The sequence below is a fragment of the Pseudomonadales bacterium genome (assembly GCA_024234435.1).
Classification (GTDB): domain Bacteria; phylum Pseudomonadota; class Gammaproteobacteria; order Pseudomonadales; family Porticoccaceae; genus JACKOF01.
Genome location: JACKOF010000002.1, coordinates 158,860 through 176,908, shown reverse-complemented (window position 1 = coordinate 176,908; position 18,049 = coordinate 158,860). Strand labels below are relative to the sequence as shown.

General features: G+C 49.5%; 19 protein-coding genes. 7 read left to right on the top strand and 12 right to left on the bottom strand.

What is annotated here, in order from left to right; genetic code table 11:
* Positions 1–61 precede the first annotated feature (61 nt).
* From lnt to miaB, 5 genes are all read right to left on the bottom strand, one after another.
* Positions 62–1,546 carry an apolipoprotein N-acyltransferase gene (gene lnt, locus H7A02_10645; GenBank protein MCP5172715.1) on the bottom strand — a complete coding sequence of 495 codons (1,485 nt, stop codon included), beginning with the start codon at positions 1,544–1,546 and terminating at the stop codon, positions 62–64.
* Between the two features lie 45 nt (positions 1,547–1,591).
* Entirely contained in the window at positions 1,592–2,446 is an 855-nt protein-coding gene (locus H7A02_10640) for a CBS domain-containing protein (protein MCP5172714.1), read from the bottom strand.
* The gene (gene ybeY, locus H7A02_10635) at positions 2,443–2,961 is read right to left on the bottom strand and encodes an rRNA maturation RNase YbeY (protein ID MCP5172713.1); all 519 of its coding nucleotides are present in this window, start codon (positions 2,959–2,961) and stop codon (positions 2,443–2,445) included. The genes H7A02_10640 and ybeY overlap by 4 nt, the downstream gene beginning before the upstream one ends.
* 16 nt (positions 2,962–2,977) lie before the next feature.
* Positions 2,978–4,015 (bottom strand): PhoH family protein, encoded by a 1,038-nt coding sequence (locus H7A02_10630; protein ID MCP5172712.1) that lies wholly within the window; start codon positions 4,013–4,015, stop codon positions 2,978–2,980.
* Between the two features lie 178 nt (positions 4,016–4,193).
* Positions 4,194–5,564, bottom strand: a complete 1,371-nt coding sequence (gene miaB, locus H7A02_10625; GenBank protein ID MCP5172711.1) for a tRNA (N6-isopentenyl adenosine(37)-C2)-methylthiotransferase MiaB — start codon at positions 5,562–5,564, stop codon at positions 4,194–4,196.
* Positions 5,565–5,746: 182 nt separating this feature from the next.
* On the opposite strand from miaB, the gene H7A02_10620 reads away from it, so the two are divergent.
* The gene (locus H7A02_10620; GenBank protein MCP5172710.1) at positions 5,747–6,097 is read left to right on the top strand and encodes a DUF1820 family protein; all 351 of its coding nucleotides are present in this window, start codon (positions 5,747–5,749) and stop codon (positions 6,095–6,097) included.
* Positions 6,098–6,178: 81 nt separating this feature from the next.
* On the opposite strand, the gene H7A02_10615 is transcribed toward H7A02_10620, so the two are convergent.
* Complete coding sequence (locus H7A02_10615; GenBank protein ID MCP5172709.1) at positions 6,179–7,456, bottom strand: aminotransferase class I/II-fold pyridoxal phosphate-dependent enzyme; 1,278 nt, start codon at positions 7,454–7,456, stop codon at positions 6,179–6,181.
* Positions 7,457–7,569: 113 nt separating this feature from the next.
* Positions 7,570–8,787, bottom strand: a complete 1,218-nt coding sequence (locus H7A02_10610) for an AAA family ATPase (GenBank protein MCP5172708.1) — start codon at positions 8,785–8,787, stop codon at positions 7,570–7,572.
* 184 nt (positions 8,788–8,971) lie between these two features.
* Here H7A02_10610 and H7A02_10605 point away from each other — a divergent pair, with 184 nt between their 5' ends.
* On the top strand, positions 8,972–9,175 hold the full coding sequence (locus H7A02_10605) for a hypothetical protein (protein ID MCP5172707.1): 204 nt from the start codon (positions 8,972–8,974) through the stop codon (positions 9,173–9,175).
* Positions 9,176–9,192: 17 nt separating this feature from the next.
* Here the strand turns inward: H7A02_10605 and H7A02_10600 are convergent, their stop codons facing one another.
* From H7A02_10600 to H7A02_10585, 4 genes are read right to left on the bottom strand one after another with little or no spacing between them, the layout of a single operon-like run.
* Entirely contained in the window at positions 9,193–10,311 is a 1,119-nt protein-coding gene (locus H7A02_10600) for a nucleotidyltransferase family protein (protein ID MCP5172706.1), read from the bottom strand.
* Positions 10,304–11,242, bottom strand: coding sequence for an HprK-related kinase A (locus tag H7A02_10595; GenBank protein MCP5172705.1), 939 nt, complete (start codon positions 11,240–11,242; stop codon positions 10,304–10,306). The genes H7A02_10600 and H7A02_10595 overlap by 8 nt, the downstream gene beginning before the upstream one ends.
* Entirely contained in the window at positions 11,209–11,523 is a 315-nt protein-coding gene (locus H7A02_10590; GenBank protein ID MCP5172704.1) for a hypothetical protein, read from the bottom strand. The genes H7A02_10595 and H7A02_10590 overlap by 34 nt, the downstream gene beginning before the upstream one ends.
* A 36-nt stretch (positions 11,524–11,559) precedes the next feature.
* The gene (locus H7A02_10585; protein MCP5172703.1) at positions 11,560–12,156 is read right to left on the bottom strand and encodes a hypothetical protein; all 597 of its coding nucleotides are present in this window, start codon (positions 12,154–12,156) and stop codon (positions 11,560–11,562) included.
* Positions 12,157–12,589: 433 nt separating this feature from the next.
* Here H7A02_10585 and H7A02_10580 point away from each other — a divergent pair, with 433 nt between their 5' ends.
* From H7A02_10580 to H7A02_10560, 5 genes are all read left to right on the top strand, one after another.
* Positions 12,590–12,988, top strand: coding sequence for a hypothetical protein (locus tag H7A02_10580; protein ID MCP5172702.1), 399 nt, complete (start codon positions 12,590–12,592; stop codon positions 12,986–12,988).
* 175 nt (positions 12,989–13,163) lie between these two features.
* The gene (locus H7A02_10575) at positions 13,164–13,433 is read left to right on the top strand and encodes an HPr-rel-A system PqqD family peptide chaperone (protein ID MCP5172701.1); all 270 of its coding nucleotides are present in this window, start codon (positions 13,164–13,166) and stop codon (positions 13,431–13,433) included.
* Positions 13,434–14,348: an HprK-related kinase A gene (locus tag H7A02_10570; protein MCP5172700.1), complete on the top strand. Its 915-nt coding sequence runs from the start codon at positions 13,434–13,436 to the stop codon at positions 14,346–14,348.
* Positions 14,348–15,466, top strand: a complete 1,119-nt coding sequence (locus H7A02_10565) for a nucleotidyltransferase family protein (GenBank protein MCP5172699.1) — start codon at positions 14,348–14,350, stop codon at positions 15,464–15,466. Before H7A02_10570 ends, H7A02_10565 begins: the two co-directional genes overlap by 1 nt.
* A complete protein-coding gene (locus H7A02_10560) occupies positions 15,463–16,611 on the top strand; it encodes a GNAT family N-acetyltransferase (protein MCP5172698.1) in 1,149 nt (382 codons plus the stop codon). The genes H7A02_10565 and H7A02_10560 overlap by 4 nt, the downstream gene beginning before the upstream one ends.
* Positions 16,612–16,697: 86 nt before the next feature.
* Here the strand turns inward: H7A02_10560 and H7A02_10555 are convergent, their stop codons facing one another.
* Positions 16,698–18,005 carry a nucleotide sugar dehydrogenase gene (locus tag H7A02_10555; GenBank protein MCP5172697.1) on the bottom strand — a complete coding sequence of 436 codons (1,308 nt, stop codon included), beginning with the start codon at positions 18,003–18,005 and terminating at the stop codon, positions 16,698–16,700.
* Positions 18,006–18,049: the final 44 nt, after the last annotated feature.

Here is an 18,049-nt window from a genome sequence, read left to right as displayed (position 1 = left end):
ATTGAACTGCTCGAAGGCGAAAGCCAACGGTTTGTTAGGTAATGCTGCGTGCAGGGAGGTGTCAGTATCTGCGGTTCAGCAGCGTCGCGAAAACCAGTGTTGCCAGGGAGAGCAGGATAATGGGAATTGACTGCCATCGGTTGAAGGGAGTCTGACCGCGTTGAGGTGTTATCTCACCTGTTAGTACAGTCCGCTGAAAGGCCGGTATCGAGGCGGTGATTTTCCCATGTTTGTCTATCAGAGCAGTGAGTCCGTCATTGGTTGCCCGGATCAGTGGTTTGGCATTCTCCAGTGCTCGCATGCGGGCCATTTGCAGATGCTGCTTAGGGCCCAGGGAATCGCCAAACCAGCTGTCATTGCTGAGGGTTAGAAGTATTTCTGCGTTGGCTGCCGATCGCGCAACCAGTTCGGGGAAAACAATTTCATAACAAATAGCGCTGCTGATATTCAGCGCTCCAACTTTGATCAGAGGCTGATTTTCGGGACCGGAGCTAAACTGAGACATTGGCAGATCAAAAAAATCGATCGTGCCCCGCAGCCAGTTTTCCAGCGGGATGTATTCACCAAAGGGAACCAGGTGCTGTTTGTGGTAAGTGCCCTTGGCTGTGCCAAGAGCAATGACCGAGTTGTAATAGCGGCCATTTTCGGAGTTTTGTGTTGGTATGCCAGTGATAATAGCGGTCTGGCTTTGCTGCCCCAAGGTATCAATACCGTTCAGAAAATCCCTGACGTTGTGCTGTAGCTGGGGAATGGCAGACTCAGGCCAGACAATAATATCCTGTTCCAGTAATTGGCGGGTTTGCCTCTGATAAAGGTTAAGAATATCGTTGAGTTTGTGTTTGTCCCACTTCACGGAAAGCGGCAGGGAGGGCTGAATGATACCAATGCTGACATTTTGGGTGAGCGCGCTGGTCCAGGGGAGACTGCTGAAATACCAGCCAGCGATCCAGAGTATGGCCATTAAGGTGGAGTAGGCTATCAGGGCAGTGCTGTGGCGCTGGACATTGGTTGCCTGTGTCAGCGCGGCAGCGCAAAAGATACCGATCCAGCTGATCGTCAATACACCGCCCACCGGTGCCCAGCCTGCCAGGTAGGTGTCGATGAAACCGTAACCGAAGTAGAGCCAGGGAAAGCCGGACAAAAGCCAGCTACGGAACCATTCGGCAATCACCCAGAGGCATGGAAAAGCAAAAATGGCCGTAACAGAATGTTTGTTACACCAGCGAAACAGGCTCATGGGAAGGGCAAAAGAGATCGCGGGTGCCATGATAAACAACAGTGTCAGTGTGGCAGCCAGGGTGACGGATGCATTACCGTGCTCGTGAATGCTGATAAACACCCAGGAGGCCCCTGTGCCGAAAAGCCCCATGCCATACCAGAAGCAACACCAGAATAAATTGCCTGATGTATTTTTCAGCAATAGTAGCAACCCCGCCGCCGATACCATGCCTATCCACCACCAATTCCAGGGAGACAGGGATAAGGTCATCAATGCGCCGAGTAACAATGCGGCAGAATTTACCCTGCGAGCTGTATTGATAACCATTCTGTGTCGCATGCAGGTTGTCGTCCGGGGGTGATCAGACTGTTGTTAGATGCCGGAGTAACCCGGCTCGCAAGGGTTGACTTCGAGCAGCTTGACTTGCCTGCTGTCACCTTCGACGATTCTGAAACTGAATTGTTCTATTTCAATCGATTCGTTGACAACGGGCAGGCGACCAAATGCCTGCACAATGAGGCCTCCGATTGTGTCGAACTCCTCATCACTGAGGCCTGCATCAAAAAACTCGTTAAAGTCTTCTATGGGGGTCAGTGCCTCTACGAGATGACTGCCGCTGTCCTGAAGCCGAATCATACTGGTTTCTTCGGCATCGGTTTCGTCTTCGATGTCGCCGACAATTTCCTCCAGGATATCTTCAATGGTCACCAGGCCGGCAACGCCGCCGTATTCGTCAACAACAATGGCCATGTGGTAACGCTGCTCGCGAAACTCACGCAGTAAAACATTCAGACGTTTGCTTTCCGGAATAATGGCCGCAGCGCGTATAACCTTGTCGATATCAAAGTTTTCCCGGCCACCGAGCACCAGAGGCAATAACTCCTTTGCCAGTAAAATGCCACGCACATCATCGGCAGATTCCCCAATAACAGGAAAGCGCGAGTGGTTGGATTCCATGACTGTGTTAAGTACGGTTTCCAGGGAATCTTCACGCCGGATCAGTACCATTTTTGAGCGCGGGATCATGATTTCCCTGACTTGCTGGTCCGAAACCTTAAGCGCGCCCTCAATAATTTCCAGAGCGTCATTATCGATCAGGTTGTTTTCATAGGCGGCGCGTAGTATTTGGGCCAGATCCTCGCGGGACTGCGGGTCTGAAGAGAAAGCGTCGGCCAGCTTGCCCAGCCAGGATTTTTCCTGCTGGCTACTCGAGTCGTCTTCGGTCATGTTGCTTCGTCCGCTCCTTGCGGTAATAGGTGTTTGTTCGATGGTGAGTTGTGCTGTTCATACGGATTCGAAAAGCCGAACCCTTTGAGAAGGGTGATTTCCTGACGTTCCATTTTGTCGGCATCTGTATCGTTGAGATGATCATAACCAACGAGGTGCAGGCAGCCATGTACAACGATGTGGGCCCAGTGAGCCACGATGTCCTTGTCCTGTTGTGCCGCTTCCCTTTCCATAACTGGCGCACAGATAGCCAGATCACCCAACGGCGGGAACTCCAATTGGAGCAGAATTTCGCCTGGGATTTCTGCTGGGAAAGACAGCACATTAGTCGGGCCGGGTTTGTGGCGATAATGGAGGTTGAGGTCGGCGCTTTCCTGCTCGTCAACAATTCGGATGGATAACGCAGCAGCAGGGCAGTGCCCTTCAAGGGCGGCTGAGGCCCATCGGTGAACATCCTCTTCATCGGGAAGCAAGCAGGAAGAGGTGGCGTTATCCAGAGACAGGTCAAGCTTCATTTTATGCCAATAGAGCCTAGTTGCTGTCTTCCTGAAAATTGTCGTAAGCATCGACAATTTGCTGGACCAGCGGGTGCCGAACGACGTCTTTCGAGGTAAAGAAAGAAAAGCTGATGTCTTCAACATCTTTTAGCACTTCACAGACCTGTAACAGGCCGGAGCGTGTGCCACGAGGTAAATCTATTTGTGATGTATCCCCTGTGATGACGGCCGTTGAACCGAACCCGATTCGGGTGAGAAACATTTTCATTTGTTCACAGGTCGTGTTCTGGCTCTCGTCAAGGATAATGAAAGAACCGTTCAGTGTGCGTCCGCGCATATAGGCCAGCGGTGCAATCTCGATAACACCGCGATCTATCAGTTTGCACACGGTTTCTGCGCCCAGCATTTCATAAAGAGCATCGTAAAGTGGGCGCAGGTAGGGGTCTACTTTCTGACTCAGGTCGCCGGGCAGGAACCCCAGTTTTTCTCCGGCTTCAACCGCCGGGCGAACTAGCAGAATTCTTTCAACCTCGTCACGAAGCAGTGCTTCAACGGCACAGGCTACCGCGAGGTAGGTTTTACCTGTGCCGGCAGGACCTACGCCGAAGTTAATATCGTGAGTCTGGATGGATCGTACATAGCGCTGCTGACTGACTCCGCGGGGTTTGATATTGCCTTTTTTAGTGCGGATAACAGTGATGTTTTCAACATTTCCCGAATTGTTGGGGGTGGCTTCCTGGGGGGGGATGCCAGCTGATTTTGCGGTGGTTTTGTCCATACGCGTCTCAATGCTAGATTGCTGAAGGAAAAGGTGTACCTCGTCTGGTGCCAGAGACGGGTTGCTCTCTGTTTCCCTGTAGAGGTTATAAATCAGCTCGCAAGCAACCTTGGAGGTTTTGTTGTCTCCGTAGAATGCAAACAGGTTGCCGCGATTGCGAATTTCAATATCAAGGCGTTGTTCGATGAGTCGTAGGTGTTCGTCAAATTGACCGCAAAGGTTTGCGAGGCGGCGGGCATCGTTGGGTTCGAGAGTGATCGTTTGTGCGGCGGATTGATGATTCAAATTTGCCAAACAATTAATTCCTTACGACTGTGGCGTTGTGGTTAGCATATATCCTTTGACTCTGGCTGAAAACACTTGATTGCCGGTTTTGCGGGAAATCCACTACCTGAAGCCATTCTATATAAATAATGGTTGTTTCAGGGAGATGACAATATGCCGGAGAGTTATTAATGAATGATTTCAGGCCCTAGCGTACCAGGGAGCCTCTCAGAGAATTTGGTAGTGCTTCGGTAATATTGACATCAACAAACTGGCCAATGAGTTTGTGATCGCTGCACAGGAAATTGACAACGCGATTGTTTTCGGTACGACTTTGCAGTTGGCCGGGATCTTTTTTGGAAATACCCGTCACCAGCACACGGGCTATTTTGCCAACCATTCTGCGGCTGATTTCCATAGCCTGCTGATTGATTCTGGACTGTAATATTTGCAGACGTTGCTTTTTCACTTCTTCCGGTGTTTCGTCCGGAAGGTCTGCAGCGGGAGTGCCGGGCCTGGCGCTGTAGATGAAGCTGAAAGAGTGGTCAAAGCCGATTTCTTCAATCAATTTCATGGTGGCGGCAAATTCTTGCTCGGTTTCACCGGGGAAGCCGACAATAAAGTCGGAAGACAGGCTGATGTCCGGCCGGATTGCCCGCAGGCGGCGGATTTTTGATTTGTACTCAATAGCCGTATGACCGCGCTTCATTGCCATCAATATTCTGTCTGAACCGCTCTGCACCGGCAGGTGCAGGTGGCTAACCAGTTCCGGAACGTCTTTGTAGACGTCTATCAGGCTGTCCGAGAATTCGACAGGGTGAGATGTTGTGTAGCGAATCCGGTCAATACCTTCTACTCTGGCGACATAGGTGATCAGCTCTGCCAGGTCGCATACATCGCCATTGGGCATCTCGCCCCGGTAGGCGTTTACATTTTGCCCCAGCAGGTTGATCTCGCGCACACCCTGTTCGGCCAGCTGCGTGACTTCGGTCAATACGTCGGTTGCCGGACGACTCACTTCTTCGCCGCGGGTGTAGGGTACAACGCAGAAAGTACAGTATTTTGAACAGCCTTCCATAATGGAAACAAATGCAGAAACGCCGTCGGCGGAAGGCTCCGGCAGGCGGTCAAATTTCTCTACTTCGGGGAAGCTGATGTCGACAACAGTGGTTCCGTCCCCCTGTTTGCGTTCGGCCATCATTTCCGGCAGTCGATGCAAGGTTTGCGGCCCGAAAACCAGGTCTACATGAGGGGCGCGTTTGGCAATGGCCGCGCCTTCCTGACTGGCTACGCAGCCACCAACACCGATTATCAGGTCGGGATTGCTTTCTTTGAGGTGTTTCCAGCGGCCCAGTTGATGGAAGACTTTTTCCTGGGCTTTTTCACGAATGGAGCAAGTATTCAGCAGGATGACATCGGCCTCACTGGCATCCTCGGTTGGTACCATTTGATGGCTGTCGCCTAGCAGGTCACGCATGCGAGCGGAATCATATTCATTCATCTGGCAACCGTGTGTCACGATGTGCAGTTTCTTGACAGGTCTGCCGGTGCTTTTGTTTTCGAGGCTGTGCTCAGACATGGTGAGTGGTTAAATTGTGACCGATAATGAAAGGGCGGCAATTATAGCTGTTGTTTGGTGGTCTGTTAACTTAACTTAATGAAATTTTTACAGATTATGTTGCGGGTTATGCTAATATTGCGCCCCCTTGCCAGGGGGCATAGAAGATTAACGTAGAAATCACTGCAATTGGGCTGAAACGTATGACTAAACAACCCGCTCACAACAAAGAACCTGTTTATCGGATTTCCTTTTTTAATCAGGGCCAGGTTTATGAAATTTATGCCCGGCATATTTTTCAGAGCGACCTCTGGGGCTTTCTGGAGGTGGAGGAATTTGTTTTTGGTGAGCGTTCGCAGATGATTGTGGATCCGGCAGAAGAAAAGCTGAAAAACGAATTTTCTTCCATTAAACGCAGCTTCATCCCTATGCATTCTGTTGTCCGTATTGACGAAGTGGAAAAAGAAGGTGCCTGTAAAATTACCGAAGTGAAAGGTGGTAGCAACGTTACCGCATTTCCTTACCCAAGCGCAGCGCCCACTCGAAAAGATTGAGTCTCTCTGGAAAACGGCTTGTTGGCGAATAGAGTCGTGTGACAAGCCATTTTTTTTATGCCCTTCTCCCAGGTGCCGTTGCTAGCCGTTCAGTGCCTGTCGGACTGAAGCCAGTTTCACGCAAGTGGTAAATACAGTCATTGCCTGGTCAATGTCCTCCATTGAAGGAAATGACGGGGCGATGCGAATATTTTTGTCTTCAGGGTCTTTCCCGTAGGGGAATGTTGCGCCCGCAGGTGTGAGCTTGACGCCTGCTTCTGCTGCCAGCCGTATCACTTCTTTTGCCAGGCCAGGCCGTGTGTCGAACGAAACAAAGTAACCGCCTTCCGGTGTTATCCAGGACCCCAGATCAGACCCGGCAAAACTCTCATGTAAATGTTTTTCTACACAGGCAAAACGAGGTCTTAAAAGGTCTGCGTGTTGTTGCATGTGGGATACCAGATCGGCCTTGCAGTTGAATAGTTTTATGTGGCGCAGCTGGTTGATCTTGTCGGGGCCGATGGTAAATATTCCCAGCCGTTTTTTCAGTTCGGTTATATTGGCGGGTGAACTGGCAAGAAAGGCGACACCGGCACCAGCGAAGGTGACCTTTGATGTTGAGCCGAAGTGGATAACGCTTGATTCTGTGCCTTCCTCGCGACACAAATTCATCAGCGACGCAAGCTGGTTGCCATTATGTTTCAGGTCGTGTACGGCGTAGGCGTTGTCGTAAAAAATACGGAAATTATCTGCTGCAAGATGGCCCAGTTTTGCCAGTCTTGCCACGGTTTCATCGCTATAGATACAGCCAGTGGGGTTTGAATACTTGGGAACACACCACATGCCCTTGATGGATTTGTCGGTTCGCAATAAGGTTTCAACCTTATCCATGTCGGGGCCGACATCGGTCATGGGAATGTTAATCATTTCAATGCCAAACTCTTCACAGATAGCGAAGTGGCGATCATATCCGGGCACCGGGCACAGGAATTTAACACGGCCTTCATTTTGCCAGGCAGAGCCTTTTCCGTTGGGGCCAAAAACCCAGCAGAACATAACATAAAGGTACATCAGGCTGAGACTGCTGTTTCCACCTATCAGGGTTTCTTCCGGGAGAGTGTCGAGGATTTCTGCTGCTAATTTTTTCATGGCGGGCAGACCATCTATGCCGCCGTAATTGCGAGTGTCTGTGCCATCGTCGGCAATGTAGTTACCTTCCAGAATACCATCGAGAGATCGCGCCAGATTGAGCTGGGCGGGTGAAGGTTTTCCTCGGGTCAGGTCCAGTGAAAGCCCGTTACTTAGGTAAGCAGCATATTGCCCGGCAAGTTCGGCTTCCCACTGTTGCAGCTGCTCATTAGTTGCTTGATTAATGTACACAGAAGACTCCTTGATAACAGCGTGCGATTGTAGCGGGAATCCTGTCGGGCACAAGTTTTAGCTGACTAAAAAGTGTTGTACGGCAGGCATTTTGCTACAGGAGCGGGGGGCGGTCAGCGCTTCAGCTTTCCCCAGAGGCGCCTCGAAAGCAGGGTGGATACAGTGTCTTCTTTTCTGCGACCAGGGTTTTGTCGCCGTTCGCTGGAGCGAGGTTCAAAGCGGACTTCACCCCGGCGGTCTTCTCCCGACCGGCGAGGCCCTTTCCTTGATCTTGGGCCACGGTATTCGGTATCGGGGCTGGCATCTTCACTGGCTCCAACATGATAGGCGCCTTTCTGAATAGTGCTGTTTGGCGCCGAAGAAGCCTTTACGGCCTGTTCCAGAGCGTGATCTACTTTGGGGGGCTTTTCAGGTTCTTTTTTTTTTGCTTCGTTAATGTTTTCTACTGGCGCAAGCTCCGGTTTTTCGTAAATGTCTTCTACGTCGAAATCACTATCTGCCGGAATTTCCTCGGATGTAAGCTGTTCCTGTTTGATTTCATTGAGAACAATTTTAGCGTCCTGGATGCCAATCTGGTGAAGCTCCTCAACACAGCCATGAAGAAAAAGCCTGCTGCACAGCATATTGATACGACGGGGAATACCAAGGCTGAATTTGTGAATGACCGGGTATACCGCTTCGCTGATTGCGGGATCACCGTTCCAGCCAACCTGGCCAAGCCGATGCTTGATATATGATTTGGTTTCGTCTTCCTGCAGCGTGCGTAAATGGCAGGCTGCTACCAGACGCTGGTGCACCTGTTCCATGCTGGGTTGTTGAACCATGTCGCGGAGCTCCTCCTGGCCCAGCAGAAAAATCTGTAGTAAAGGCATACTGTTTATCTGCAGATTAGTGAGGAGTCGAAGTTCTTCCAGCGCCGACATCGACAGATCCTGAGCTTCGTCAATAATCAGCAGTGCCCGCTTGCCTGCGGAGTAGCCGTCAGTGAACAGCTTGGACAGGCTTTGCAACAGCTGGGATTTCTGATTGGTGTTGCTGGGAATGCCGAAGGCGTCGGCGACCATTCTCAGAAGGTCTTCTGCTTCCAGCTGTGTGCAAACCAGCATGCCGACATTGGCTTCGCGTGAATCGAGGCTGTTTATCAGATCATTCACCAGCGTTGTTTTGCCGGTGCCGGGTCGTCCTGTGATCATGACAAAACCTTCAGCCCGCTGGTAAGCGTATTTCATGTAGGCTTTGGCTTTGGCATAGCTGCTGTGGTTGAAACAGAAGCGGTGGTCGGGGCTTAATCGAAATGGTTCAGCCCGTAGATTGTAGAATTCTTCATACATAATTGAAAAGCCTGTCTGGAGCAGTGTCCGTTTTGCTGCCGAATAGGGCAAGTATAAGTCGGTGAATTAAGAGCGGCAAGGAATGGTTGTTTTATGGGGTAAAGCTTTTTTCCGGAATTATTGAAAAGTTGTATGGGCGGTGGCCTAATAAGGCACACTTTATAAATATTTTTAGGGGTATGGGATGAGCGTTCTGAAACAGATGTCTACGATTGCCGGGGTAATGGGTGCTTTGCTGTGTGTGGCGGCAGTCTTATTCAGGCTGAATGGCAGTTTTTATGTTGCGGGTTTTGAGGCGTTGACATTGTTTAACGGTGGTATTGCCGCAATGGTGTTCGCCTGCTTAGTAAAGATTGATGCAATTCAGCGCAGCCTTGACAAGGACTAAGGCTGCGAATTCTGTTTTCAGAGTTCCTCGACCTTGTGGGCTTCCATCCTGTTTTCGTCGTGCGGTTTTTTGATACGGCGTTTCCATGCTTTTCTGATGAGGTGAGGAATCAGTAAATGGGTGGGCATTCGCAGATAATGGGAGCGAATATAAAGAATCCACCTTGATAGGCCGGACAGGGTTTTGTTGCAGCTGCTATGGTGGGGTGTCAGTGCGCGGTCAAATATAAAGTCCATAAATGCCAGAGTGAGGCCATTGGGTTTTTCCACAGAAGCCATTTTATAGGCTGTTTCGGAAATGGGTGCGTCCAGAATACTGATGGCATATCGAAAGGCGTAGAATAGAGGTCTCGACAGATCGAGTTCTCTTGCTCTGGCGGGTAAGTTCTCGCAGAAATCGGGGTTATCCTGGCTGAACTCCTTGATCAATTCTGAAATATCTACCAGATCTCTGAGGCCGTGGTTGAACTCACCCTCGTGAAACAGGTGCGTAGCGCTGTGAATTACGATGTCTTGTGGCGAAAGGGTGAAAACGCCTTGCTGGCTGGTAGCCGTCAATTGGTTGAACAGCTTATCCGGGTCCGGCTTATAACGGGCCGTGGGCGGCAGGATTGTGTGGTGCACATCCAGATTGGTTTGTCGTTTGACTTGCACCAGCGGTGGAATTTCGTGCATCCATTTTCTGTAATAGCGATCATCGTACCGGTCGTGGTGGATACTGAACCAGCCATTGAGCGCCAGTGCTTTTTCGGCTTGTGGCAGTAGGTTCTTATTGATCAGGATATCAATGTCAGAGAGTAGTCGACCGTTAGCCACTGCAAGCCCTGCCGCAATATATGCAGAACCTTTTAATAAAACGAGCCGGGTTCCAACTTCGTCCATAATTGCTTTCAGCAAATGAATTTCGTTCAGAACAGCATTTCTTTGATGCCTTGAAACCACCTCTGCGGCCTCCATGTGCGCAAGGGCTTCTACAGGAACATTGCTGCTAAAACCCCGGGTTGTATGGTAGAGGTGGGCGAGCAGGTTTGATGATCTGGCCTGTCGTACAAGGAGCTCCCATTGCCTGGAGGATAACGCTTCACATAGTGACGGCGCTTTTAGAACGGATACCAGAAGTTGTCGGTTATTATCCATTGCCATATTGCCCTGCCAGATTATCGATGACGTTTAGCGCGTCATCCAGATTGCTGTATCTGAACTCAAAGCACCTGCACGGAGAGAGTGCGCTGGACATCAGTCGAAATCCTTCTTCTCCAAGCAGGCTGTAATTGAAGGAGTTGTCAATGAGCCTCATAAACGTCATGGCTCTGGATAATTCAGAAACGTCGGTTGGGCTGTTGGCTATATATTGAGGGAAGATAATAAGCCGGGCCTTTGCTGGAGTATCTGAGCGCTGCACGCTTCCGGCGAGTGGTCGCATGTGGGCAATAGTGCCTTTGGCGGTATCTTTTGTGACAGGGGTTAACAGAGCTTCAGGGAAGCGCTCTTGTATGATATTGATAGACTGATTCTTCAGGCTTACTGGCCTCACCAGAGGCTGAACAAGACCGGATGTTCTTGAAATAAGCGTGAGTTCATCAGATAAAAGGCGCCAGCCGGAATTGATGAGTGTTGCGCAAAGTGTGCTTTTTCCGCTACCAGAAGGTCCTGGAAGGATGAGTGCTGTGTCGTTTTTTTCAACGACAGCGGCATGAATGATAAGGAATTGGTGCGCGTTGGAGGAGATACACAGGTTTAATCCCCATTCGAGCATGGGGTATGCTTGCACGTAGGGGAGAGGCTTGAAAGGGGGGATGCCATCAAAATAGAACTGTACCTGTGGTTTTATCAGTTTTCTTGTCAGGTTCGGTGTTTTCAGCGCAACGTGGAAGTCAATAAAGCTGTTTTCATCCGGCAGGTGTGACGCCTGGTACATAGTGAACAGATTGTCGGCGACTGACGGAATTTTCGATCGAATGTTAACTGAGAAGGGGCCGGTACGGAGGGCTAAACCATCTTGACTCTTCAGTCGTTTGCGAACTTCTTCCAGAGTTAAATCGGAGACTGTATGGCTTTTGTTTGTAATAACCCTAGATCCTTCAAATGCTCAATATGATCTGTAAGATCTTCAAGGTTTAGGTCGTTTAAATCAAGAGGTTCCGGTGAGGATTCAGGAGTGTGCTGAAAAGTTGATCCGGCCAGCGAAGTCAGAATGCTGAACGAGACCGCATCCAGCAAGAGCGTATCGCTGGATGAGCGGTTAAACAGCAGGTATTCGTTATCGATACAGGTGCAAACGAAATCGGTTGGCGTTGACCAGCAATACCGGCTGTTTAGTGCGCTCAGAGTATCTGAGTGGACGTTCACCTTACTTCACGTTCAGATTTGCCTGGCTTTGATCGTTTAGTAGGTTGAATCAAAAAGATCTTTCACACCTTTACAATCAAAAGATACGCCACTAATTGTCACCGAACCTGTTCCCATTACCGTATTAACCGTGTTCAGAACATCTGCAGTAGATATCGCGTAGTTGACGACGTACAGGGAGTTCAGATAGGTGGCAACTGCATGAAAACCAAAGCTTCCCGAATAGGTGTTATTAGTAATGATTTCTCCCATGGTTACACCTGCATAGCTGGCGACTTTATCGCCGCTGCACGAGCAGTGTATGAAAATGCCGCCGGCGCCGCAGAAGGGCGTGTCATGGAGGCTGGCCCAGCGGGGGAAGCCGTTTTTGTTGCCCCAGTATCCCGGGCTAAATCCGCCGTTGCACAAGTCCTGACCCGGAGCGATGGAAACATTGCCCGATACCAGTCCGGAGATACCGCAGCGAAAATCCTGATTTGTCAGGTCGCCCCATGCGGGTCTGCTGGTGGCGAGTATCGCCAGGGGAGCGGCAATACCGGCCTTGATCAGGAATGATCTGCGATCAGCGCCTGATGCGTTTTCTGTTTGATCGCAAGAGGTTGAAGAAAGAGTGCGTTTTGTTTCTTCTGTCATGTCTGTAACCTGAGGTTTATATGTCGCGCATAATACTACAAAGTGCGATTTTTAAGGATAACAATATAAATCGGACGCAAAATGTAAGCCACATTTTTTTTAGATATAAAAATCAGTGAGTTAGATTTTTTCTTCTGCCCGAGTTTTCGGTGCTCTACCTGCTTGCCCGTTTGATCTGTAAAAAAAACTGACATCTTCGATCGATTTTTTTTGGCTTGAGTCAGGTTTTTTTACAAAATGTAGTGAGGCCGGGTTTTTGGGATGAGGCTAACAGTTTTTTGCTGTTTAACACTTTATAATATAAAGATATTTTTGTATTGGTACGAAATTTGCTTTCAGTTGGCGCTAAGTATATTTGCCGTGTTCAGGTTGACCGTTGCTGCCTTTTGTAAGGCGATAAGATGGGTCAATAATGGATTCTTAAGGATATGTTATGGAAAATAATGATAATCGCTCAAGTGATGATACTCGCTTGTCGCCGGTAGCGGAAAGTCGTAAGTCTCGTCGGCGGTTTATTCGCTCTGCGGCTGTTGGTAGCGCAGTTTTGCTGACTCTGGGCAACCGGGCCGCATGGGGGTCTCAGTCGTATGGTCAAAACTGGGGCTGGAAGAAGTCAGCCAAAAAAGAGAGCTTCGACAAACTGTGTCTGTCGGCAACTGTCTATGAGTCGTGGCGTAATGGTGATCCATCATCTGTTGCCCACCACAAGAAAGAGGTGGACAAATTTGGTGAATACTGGCGTTCAGGGAAATATAAGCAGTTTACTAAAGGATATGGTGAGGATAAGCAGTATTGCGTAAAGATTCCTACCCGGAAAGATAATTGGTGGTAGTTGGTTTATCTCCGAATCGGCGAGTGATAAAAGGTGGCTGACGGCCACCTTTTTGCTATCTGCGCGGTTATTATTGCAGTCCACGGCCCCGGGTTGCCTGATATTCTCTTGCATGGTGCAGATTTGTTGGCTGTGGAATAATGCCAGATGAAATGTTTAAGAGGATAGCCGCAAGGTGAAATGGAGAGCTTGCTCAAAAGGGCTATGGTACGACAGGGGGGAGGGACGGTCTGTTTACTTTGATCCCGCTAGTGGTGATACGCATTTACTTGATGAGTTTGCCGCACATATTCTGCAGCAGCTGTCTTTGAAATCATTATCCGAGAGTGAGTTGCAGCAGCAGTGCGAGCCTGCTCTGGCCGATCTTTCGACTGATGAACAGGAGCAGTTTCTGGAGCAATTGTTGCTTGAGTTGGCGTCTCTGGATTTGGTAGAGGTCTTCTGAGTGGCAGTCGTTTCAGATCTATCCTTGGAGCAGCTGCGCCTGCTTCTCAAGCGGGGAGAGCTTCGTATAAAAGTCGGGCCTTATACCTACGCTATTCAAAGCAGCCTCGACTTGATTGTTGAAAGTTTGCAAACACTCTATGGCGATTATCCGTTGGCTGATATAAACGGCTTTGCCGATTTTCATGTGGGGGTGAGGCCGGCAAATTTTTTGCAGTACTTAAGGCGAAGAGTCGATTTTTATATTGATAATGGCCAGCCATTTAACCGTATAAAAAATGCGCATGCCTTTGCGTTCCTTGAGTGGGGAATGAATTGGTGTGTTGCCCGTTTTGCCAACGAACATCTGAAACTGCATGCTGCCGTCGTTGAAAAAAACAATAAAGCGTTAATTCTTCCGGGATTGCCTGGTGCTGGTAAAAGCACGCTCTGTGCTGCATTGGCGCTATCGGGCTGGCGGGTGTTGTCAGACGAGCACACGTTAATAAAGCAGGGCTCTTCGGAAATTGTGCCCGTTTGTCGGCCTGTAGGTTTAAAGAATCAGTCCATTGATATTATCAAATCTCGTTATCCAGAATCGGTATTTGGTGCTGTTGCTGAGGAGACACATAAAGGCACGGTATCGCATATGAAAGCGGATATGGCTGCTGGCAGCCACGATACAACACCGGTTCCTGCGCGGTTGATGGTATTTCCCGAGTATTCAGCGAACAGTGATCTGGAGTTGTTGCCCAGGGGCAAAGCGGATTGTTTCATGTTTGCCGCATTACATTCGTTTAATTACAGCCTGCTTGGTGTAGATGGTTTCAATACCATGTCTATGTGCCTGGATGCCGTTGATTGTTATAGCCTCAATTATGCCCACCTTGATCAGGCGATTGATGTGATCAATCAATTGGAAAAGGAGTTGTATTAGTGGGTGACTGTTTGTTGGTGGATGTGTTGCTGAATCCGGACAGTGTTGTCGAGCTTACACTCAGTGATTGGGATGTGCTGATTCCTCAAGCCAGGGTTACGGGTCTGGTCGCATCCTTGTATCACAGAATCATGCGTTGTGAACTTTTACACAAAGTGCCTGAGCGGCCCCGTGCGCAGCTGTATTCAACCTGGCTGGTTCACTTGAAGCAAAAACAGTCCGTTGGTTATGAGCTGCGCTGGTTGCGAAAAGCGTACGGCGACGCCTCTGAGCGATTACTGTTATTGAAAGGTGCGGCTTATATAGCCTCAGGATTGCCTGCCGCCGAGGGGCGGCTAATGTCCGATATCGATTTACTGGTACCCGAAAAGAATATCGCTCGTGTGGAGTCGGTGTTAAATGATTACGGTTGGTTGCCTGGCAGACATTCTGCTTACGATGAGCGTTATTATCGAAAATGGATGCACGAAATTCCGCCGTTAGGTCATGAGGAGAGAGAGTCCACTCTGGATGTGCATCATACGATCCTGCCGCCAACGTCAAGGGTAAAATTGCAGCCGGATAAATTGTTTGCCGATGCGATAGAGGTGAGTGATGGACTGTTTTCCCTGTCGCCCGCAGATATGGTTCTTCATAGTGCTGCGCACCTGTTTCATGAAGGAGAATTTCAGCATGGGCTTCGTGATTTGTGGGATCTTGACAGGTTGCTCCGCTTTTGGGCGGAGAGTGATGCGTTTTGGGAAAAGCTGATAACAAGGGCTGAAGAGTTGGGCTTGATGACCCCGCTCTTTTACGGTGTCAGATACACAGCATTCTTTTTTAAAACGCCGATCCCTGATGAGATCAACCGCAAAATAATTCAATGGCGTCCGGGAAAAGTGTTGTTCCCGCTGGTGGATTTTATGTTCAGACAGGCATTTGTGCCAAATCATTCCAGCTGTAAGCGCAGGTGTGCCGGAGTGTCGGAGTTTCTGCTTTATGTGCGTTCGCACTATCTGAGGATGCCTTTATATTTGCTGATTCCTCACCTGGCCAGAAAAGCTTGGGTGGGTTTTTTTGATGTAGGTAACCAGCAAGGAGAATTTGGAGAAACAGGTGATGAGGGGAACCCGGTTTGAATAACCGATACAGGCGTTATAAAAATTATCAGGAGTTGCCGGAAAGCTATAGTGATCTGCTGACTCTCTCTGCTGAAAAAGGTTTCTTTTATGATCGCCCCTGGCTGGAATTTTTGATGGAAAAATACTATTCCGATGAGAGCGAAATGTGCCTGATCGGTGTGGAGCAAGAGTCTGATGGCAAGCCCCTTTTCCTTGCGCCATTACGCATGACGCGTTCTGATGGTGCTGTTTTTGGCGCACGAACGTTGACCAGCATTGGTCATATGGAGAATTACTCTCTTATCAATTTTTTATTCTCCCCCTGCGTGCCTGCCAGCGAATATCCGATTTTACTTTCTGCATTGATGAAAGAGCTGCGGGAGGGATGTGACCAGCTTGGTTTGCCCGCAGCGGATGTGATTCGACTGTGGCCAGCAGAGCGTGGCTCGGAGCTGGCTTCTCTGGTGCATCAGTCCCTCAGAAATGCAGGTTATTACGTTCAGGTCTATGACAACTCTTACAATCAGTATGAAGTCACTACTGATCTGGATTATGAAGGTTACTTCCAGAGCCGCAGTTCAAACCACCGTTATAATGTGCGGCGCAGAGAGAGAAATCTCGAAAAAGAGGGGCGGGTAAAGTTTGAGTTGTGCACGGATGATAAGGATGCGGAGAAATTCCAGAAGCTTCTTGATGGTTATATCCTGTCTTCGGTGGTCAGCTGGAAAGAGCCGGGTTCGATGGTGTCGAAAGGCATTCTGGATTTAATCAAGTTGACCGCTGAGCGCGGCTGTATGCGGCTGGGTGTCTTGTATCTGGATGACAGACCTGTTGCGGCCCAATACTGGGTGGTATCGGGTGGTGTGGCCAGTTGTTTGCGGTTGGGGTATGACGAAAAGTACAAAAAAGAGGCTCCCGGAGTCGTGCTGACAGGTTTTATGATTCAGCATTTGCTGGACCAGGATGGCGTCGGGCTGCTCGATTATGGTTATGGGAATGATGAGTATAAAAAGAAGTGGACGAAGGATTCCCGGTTTTATGTGGGTTTTATGGCGTTTAATTCATCCACCTGGAGAGGGCGATACTTCGCTGCAAAGCATATACTCGGCCGAAAGGTGAAGCGGAAGCTGGCACGCTTTTCTGGTAAAAATGGCGAACCTTAAAGCATTGCGCGGCCATAATAAGCTGTTCTTGTTTTGACTGTTGGCCGCGCTATTACCGGGATGTCACCCTATTATTCAGCGGTGCCCTAGAGACGCCAGATGTTTATATTGTCATTATTAAACTGGGTACGGTCCAGCATTGATTTAACATCAATCAGTGTTGAATCAGGTGCTGTAATGGCTTCGAAATCACTTGCTGAGAGCTTTTTATACTGCTGATGGGCTACGGCAAGTATCACGGCGCTAGCTCCTTTCAGTTCACTCCAGGGTGTTAACTCAACGCCATATTCCTCTACCGCTTCTTCGTTGTCGGCAAGCGGGTCGTGCACCATGAGATTGCACTGATATTCTTTTAACTCGGTAATAATGTCGATCACTTTCGAATTTCTCAGGTCAGGGCAATCTTCTTTGAACGTGAGGCCAAGTATGACGATATTGGCTCCTTTGACTGCGTGCCCTTTTTTGACGATCTGTTTAATGGTTTGCTCGGCAATATATTTGCCGACACCATCATTGGTTTTTCGTCCGGCCAGAATAACCTGGGGGTGGTGCCCTTCGGCTTCCGCCTTGTAGGTCAGGTAATAGGGGTCAACACCGATACAGTGTCCGCCAACGAGTCCGGGGCGAAAGGGAAGGAAGTTCCACTTGGTGCCAGCGGCTTCCAGTACGTCTACGGTATCAATGCCGATGCGGTGGAAAATCAGAGCCAGTTCGTTCATTAATGCAATGTTCAGGTCGCGTTGGGTGTTTTCGATCACCTTGGCGGCCTCTGCCACTTTGATGCTGGCGGCCCGATAAACGCCTGCGTCGACAACCAGTTCGTAGGTAGCGGCTACCTTGTCGAGCGTTGCCGGGGTGTCGCCGGAAACCACTTTGGTGATCGTTTCGAGTCTGTGTACTTTGTCGCCGGGATTAATACGTTCCGGTGAGTAGCCCACGTAGAAACCTTCAGTTTCGCCATTGTTTTCGGGGCGTCCCAGCCAAGGTAGCCCCGAAACCTTTTCAAGAACAGGAATACAGTCTTCTTCTGTGCACCCAGGGTAAACGGTTGATTCATAAATTACGGTTGTGCCTGGGCTCATATTTGCGGCAATAGTGCGCGATGCTCCCAAAATGGCTCTCAGGTCTGGCCTGTTGGCGTGATCAATAGGTGTAGGTACCGCAACGATAATGACATCGGCTTCTGCAAGCCTGCTGCCTTCGCTGGTGAATTCGAGTCCGGTTGCTGCTTTCAGATCGCCTGGTTCTACCTCTCCACTGGGGTCGCGTCCTGCGCGGTAATGCGAGAGTTTCTTTTCATCCAGGTCAAAGCCGATAGTGGGAGTTTTTTTGCCGAAGGCAACTGCCAGAGGCAGACCTACATAACCAAGGCCGACAACAGCTGTTTTTTTCACGGTGAATGGATTCCTTTTTATGGTTTAAGTGATGCAAAAGTTGC

Bases quoted from the DNA above. Each gene is read 5' to 3' on its own strand.
- lnt (MCP5172715.1), bottom strand. From the start codon at position 1,546: ATGGTTATCAATACAGCTCGCAGGGTAAATTCTGCCGCATTGTTACTC.
- H7A02_10640 (MCP5172714.1), bottom strand. From the start codon at position 2,446: ATGACCGAAGACGACTCGAGTAGCCAGCAGGAAAAATCCTGGCTGGGC.
- ybeY (MCP5172713.1), bottom strand. From the start codon at position 2,961: ATGAAGCTTGACCTGTCTCTGGATAACGCCACCTCTTCCTGCTTGCTT.
- miaB (MCP5172711.1), bottom strand. From the start codon at position 5,564: ATGTCTGAGCACAGCCTCGAAAACAAAAGCACCGGCAGACCTGTCAAG.
- H7A02_10620 (MCP5172710.1), top strand. From the start codon at position 5,747: ATGACTAAACAACCCGCTCACAACAAAGAACCTGTTTATCGGATTTCC.
- H7A02_10610 (MCP5172708.1), bottom strand. From the start codon at position 8,787: ATGTATGAAGAATTCTACAATCTACGGGCTGAACCATTTCGATTAAGC.
- H7A02_10605 (MCP5172707.1), top strand. From the start codon at position 8,972: ATGAGCGTTCTGAAACAGATGTCTACGATTGCCGGGGTAATGGGTGCT.
- H7A02_10600 (MCP5172706.1), bottom strand. From the start codon at position 10,311: ATGGATAATAACCGACAACTTCTGGTATCCGTTCTAAAAGCGCCGTCA.
- H7A02_10585 (MCP5172703.1), bottom strand. From the start codon at position 12,156: ATGACAGAAGAAACAAAACGCACTCTTTCTTCAACCTCTTGCGATCAA.
- H7A02_10580 (MCP5172702.1), top strand. From the start codon at position 12,590: ATGGAAAATAATGATAATCGCTCAAGTGATGATACTCGCTTGTCGCCG.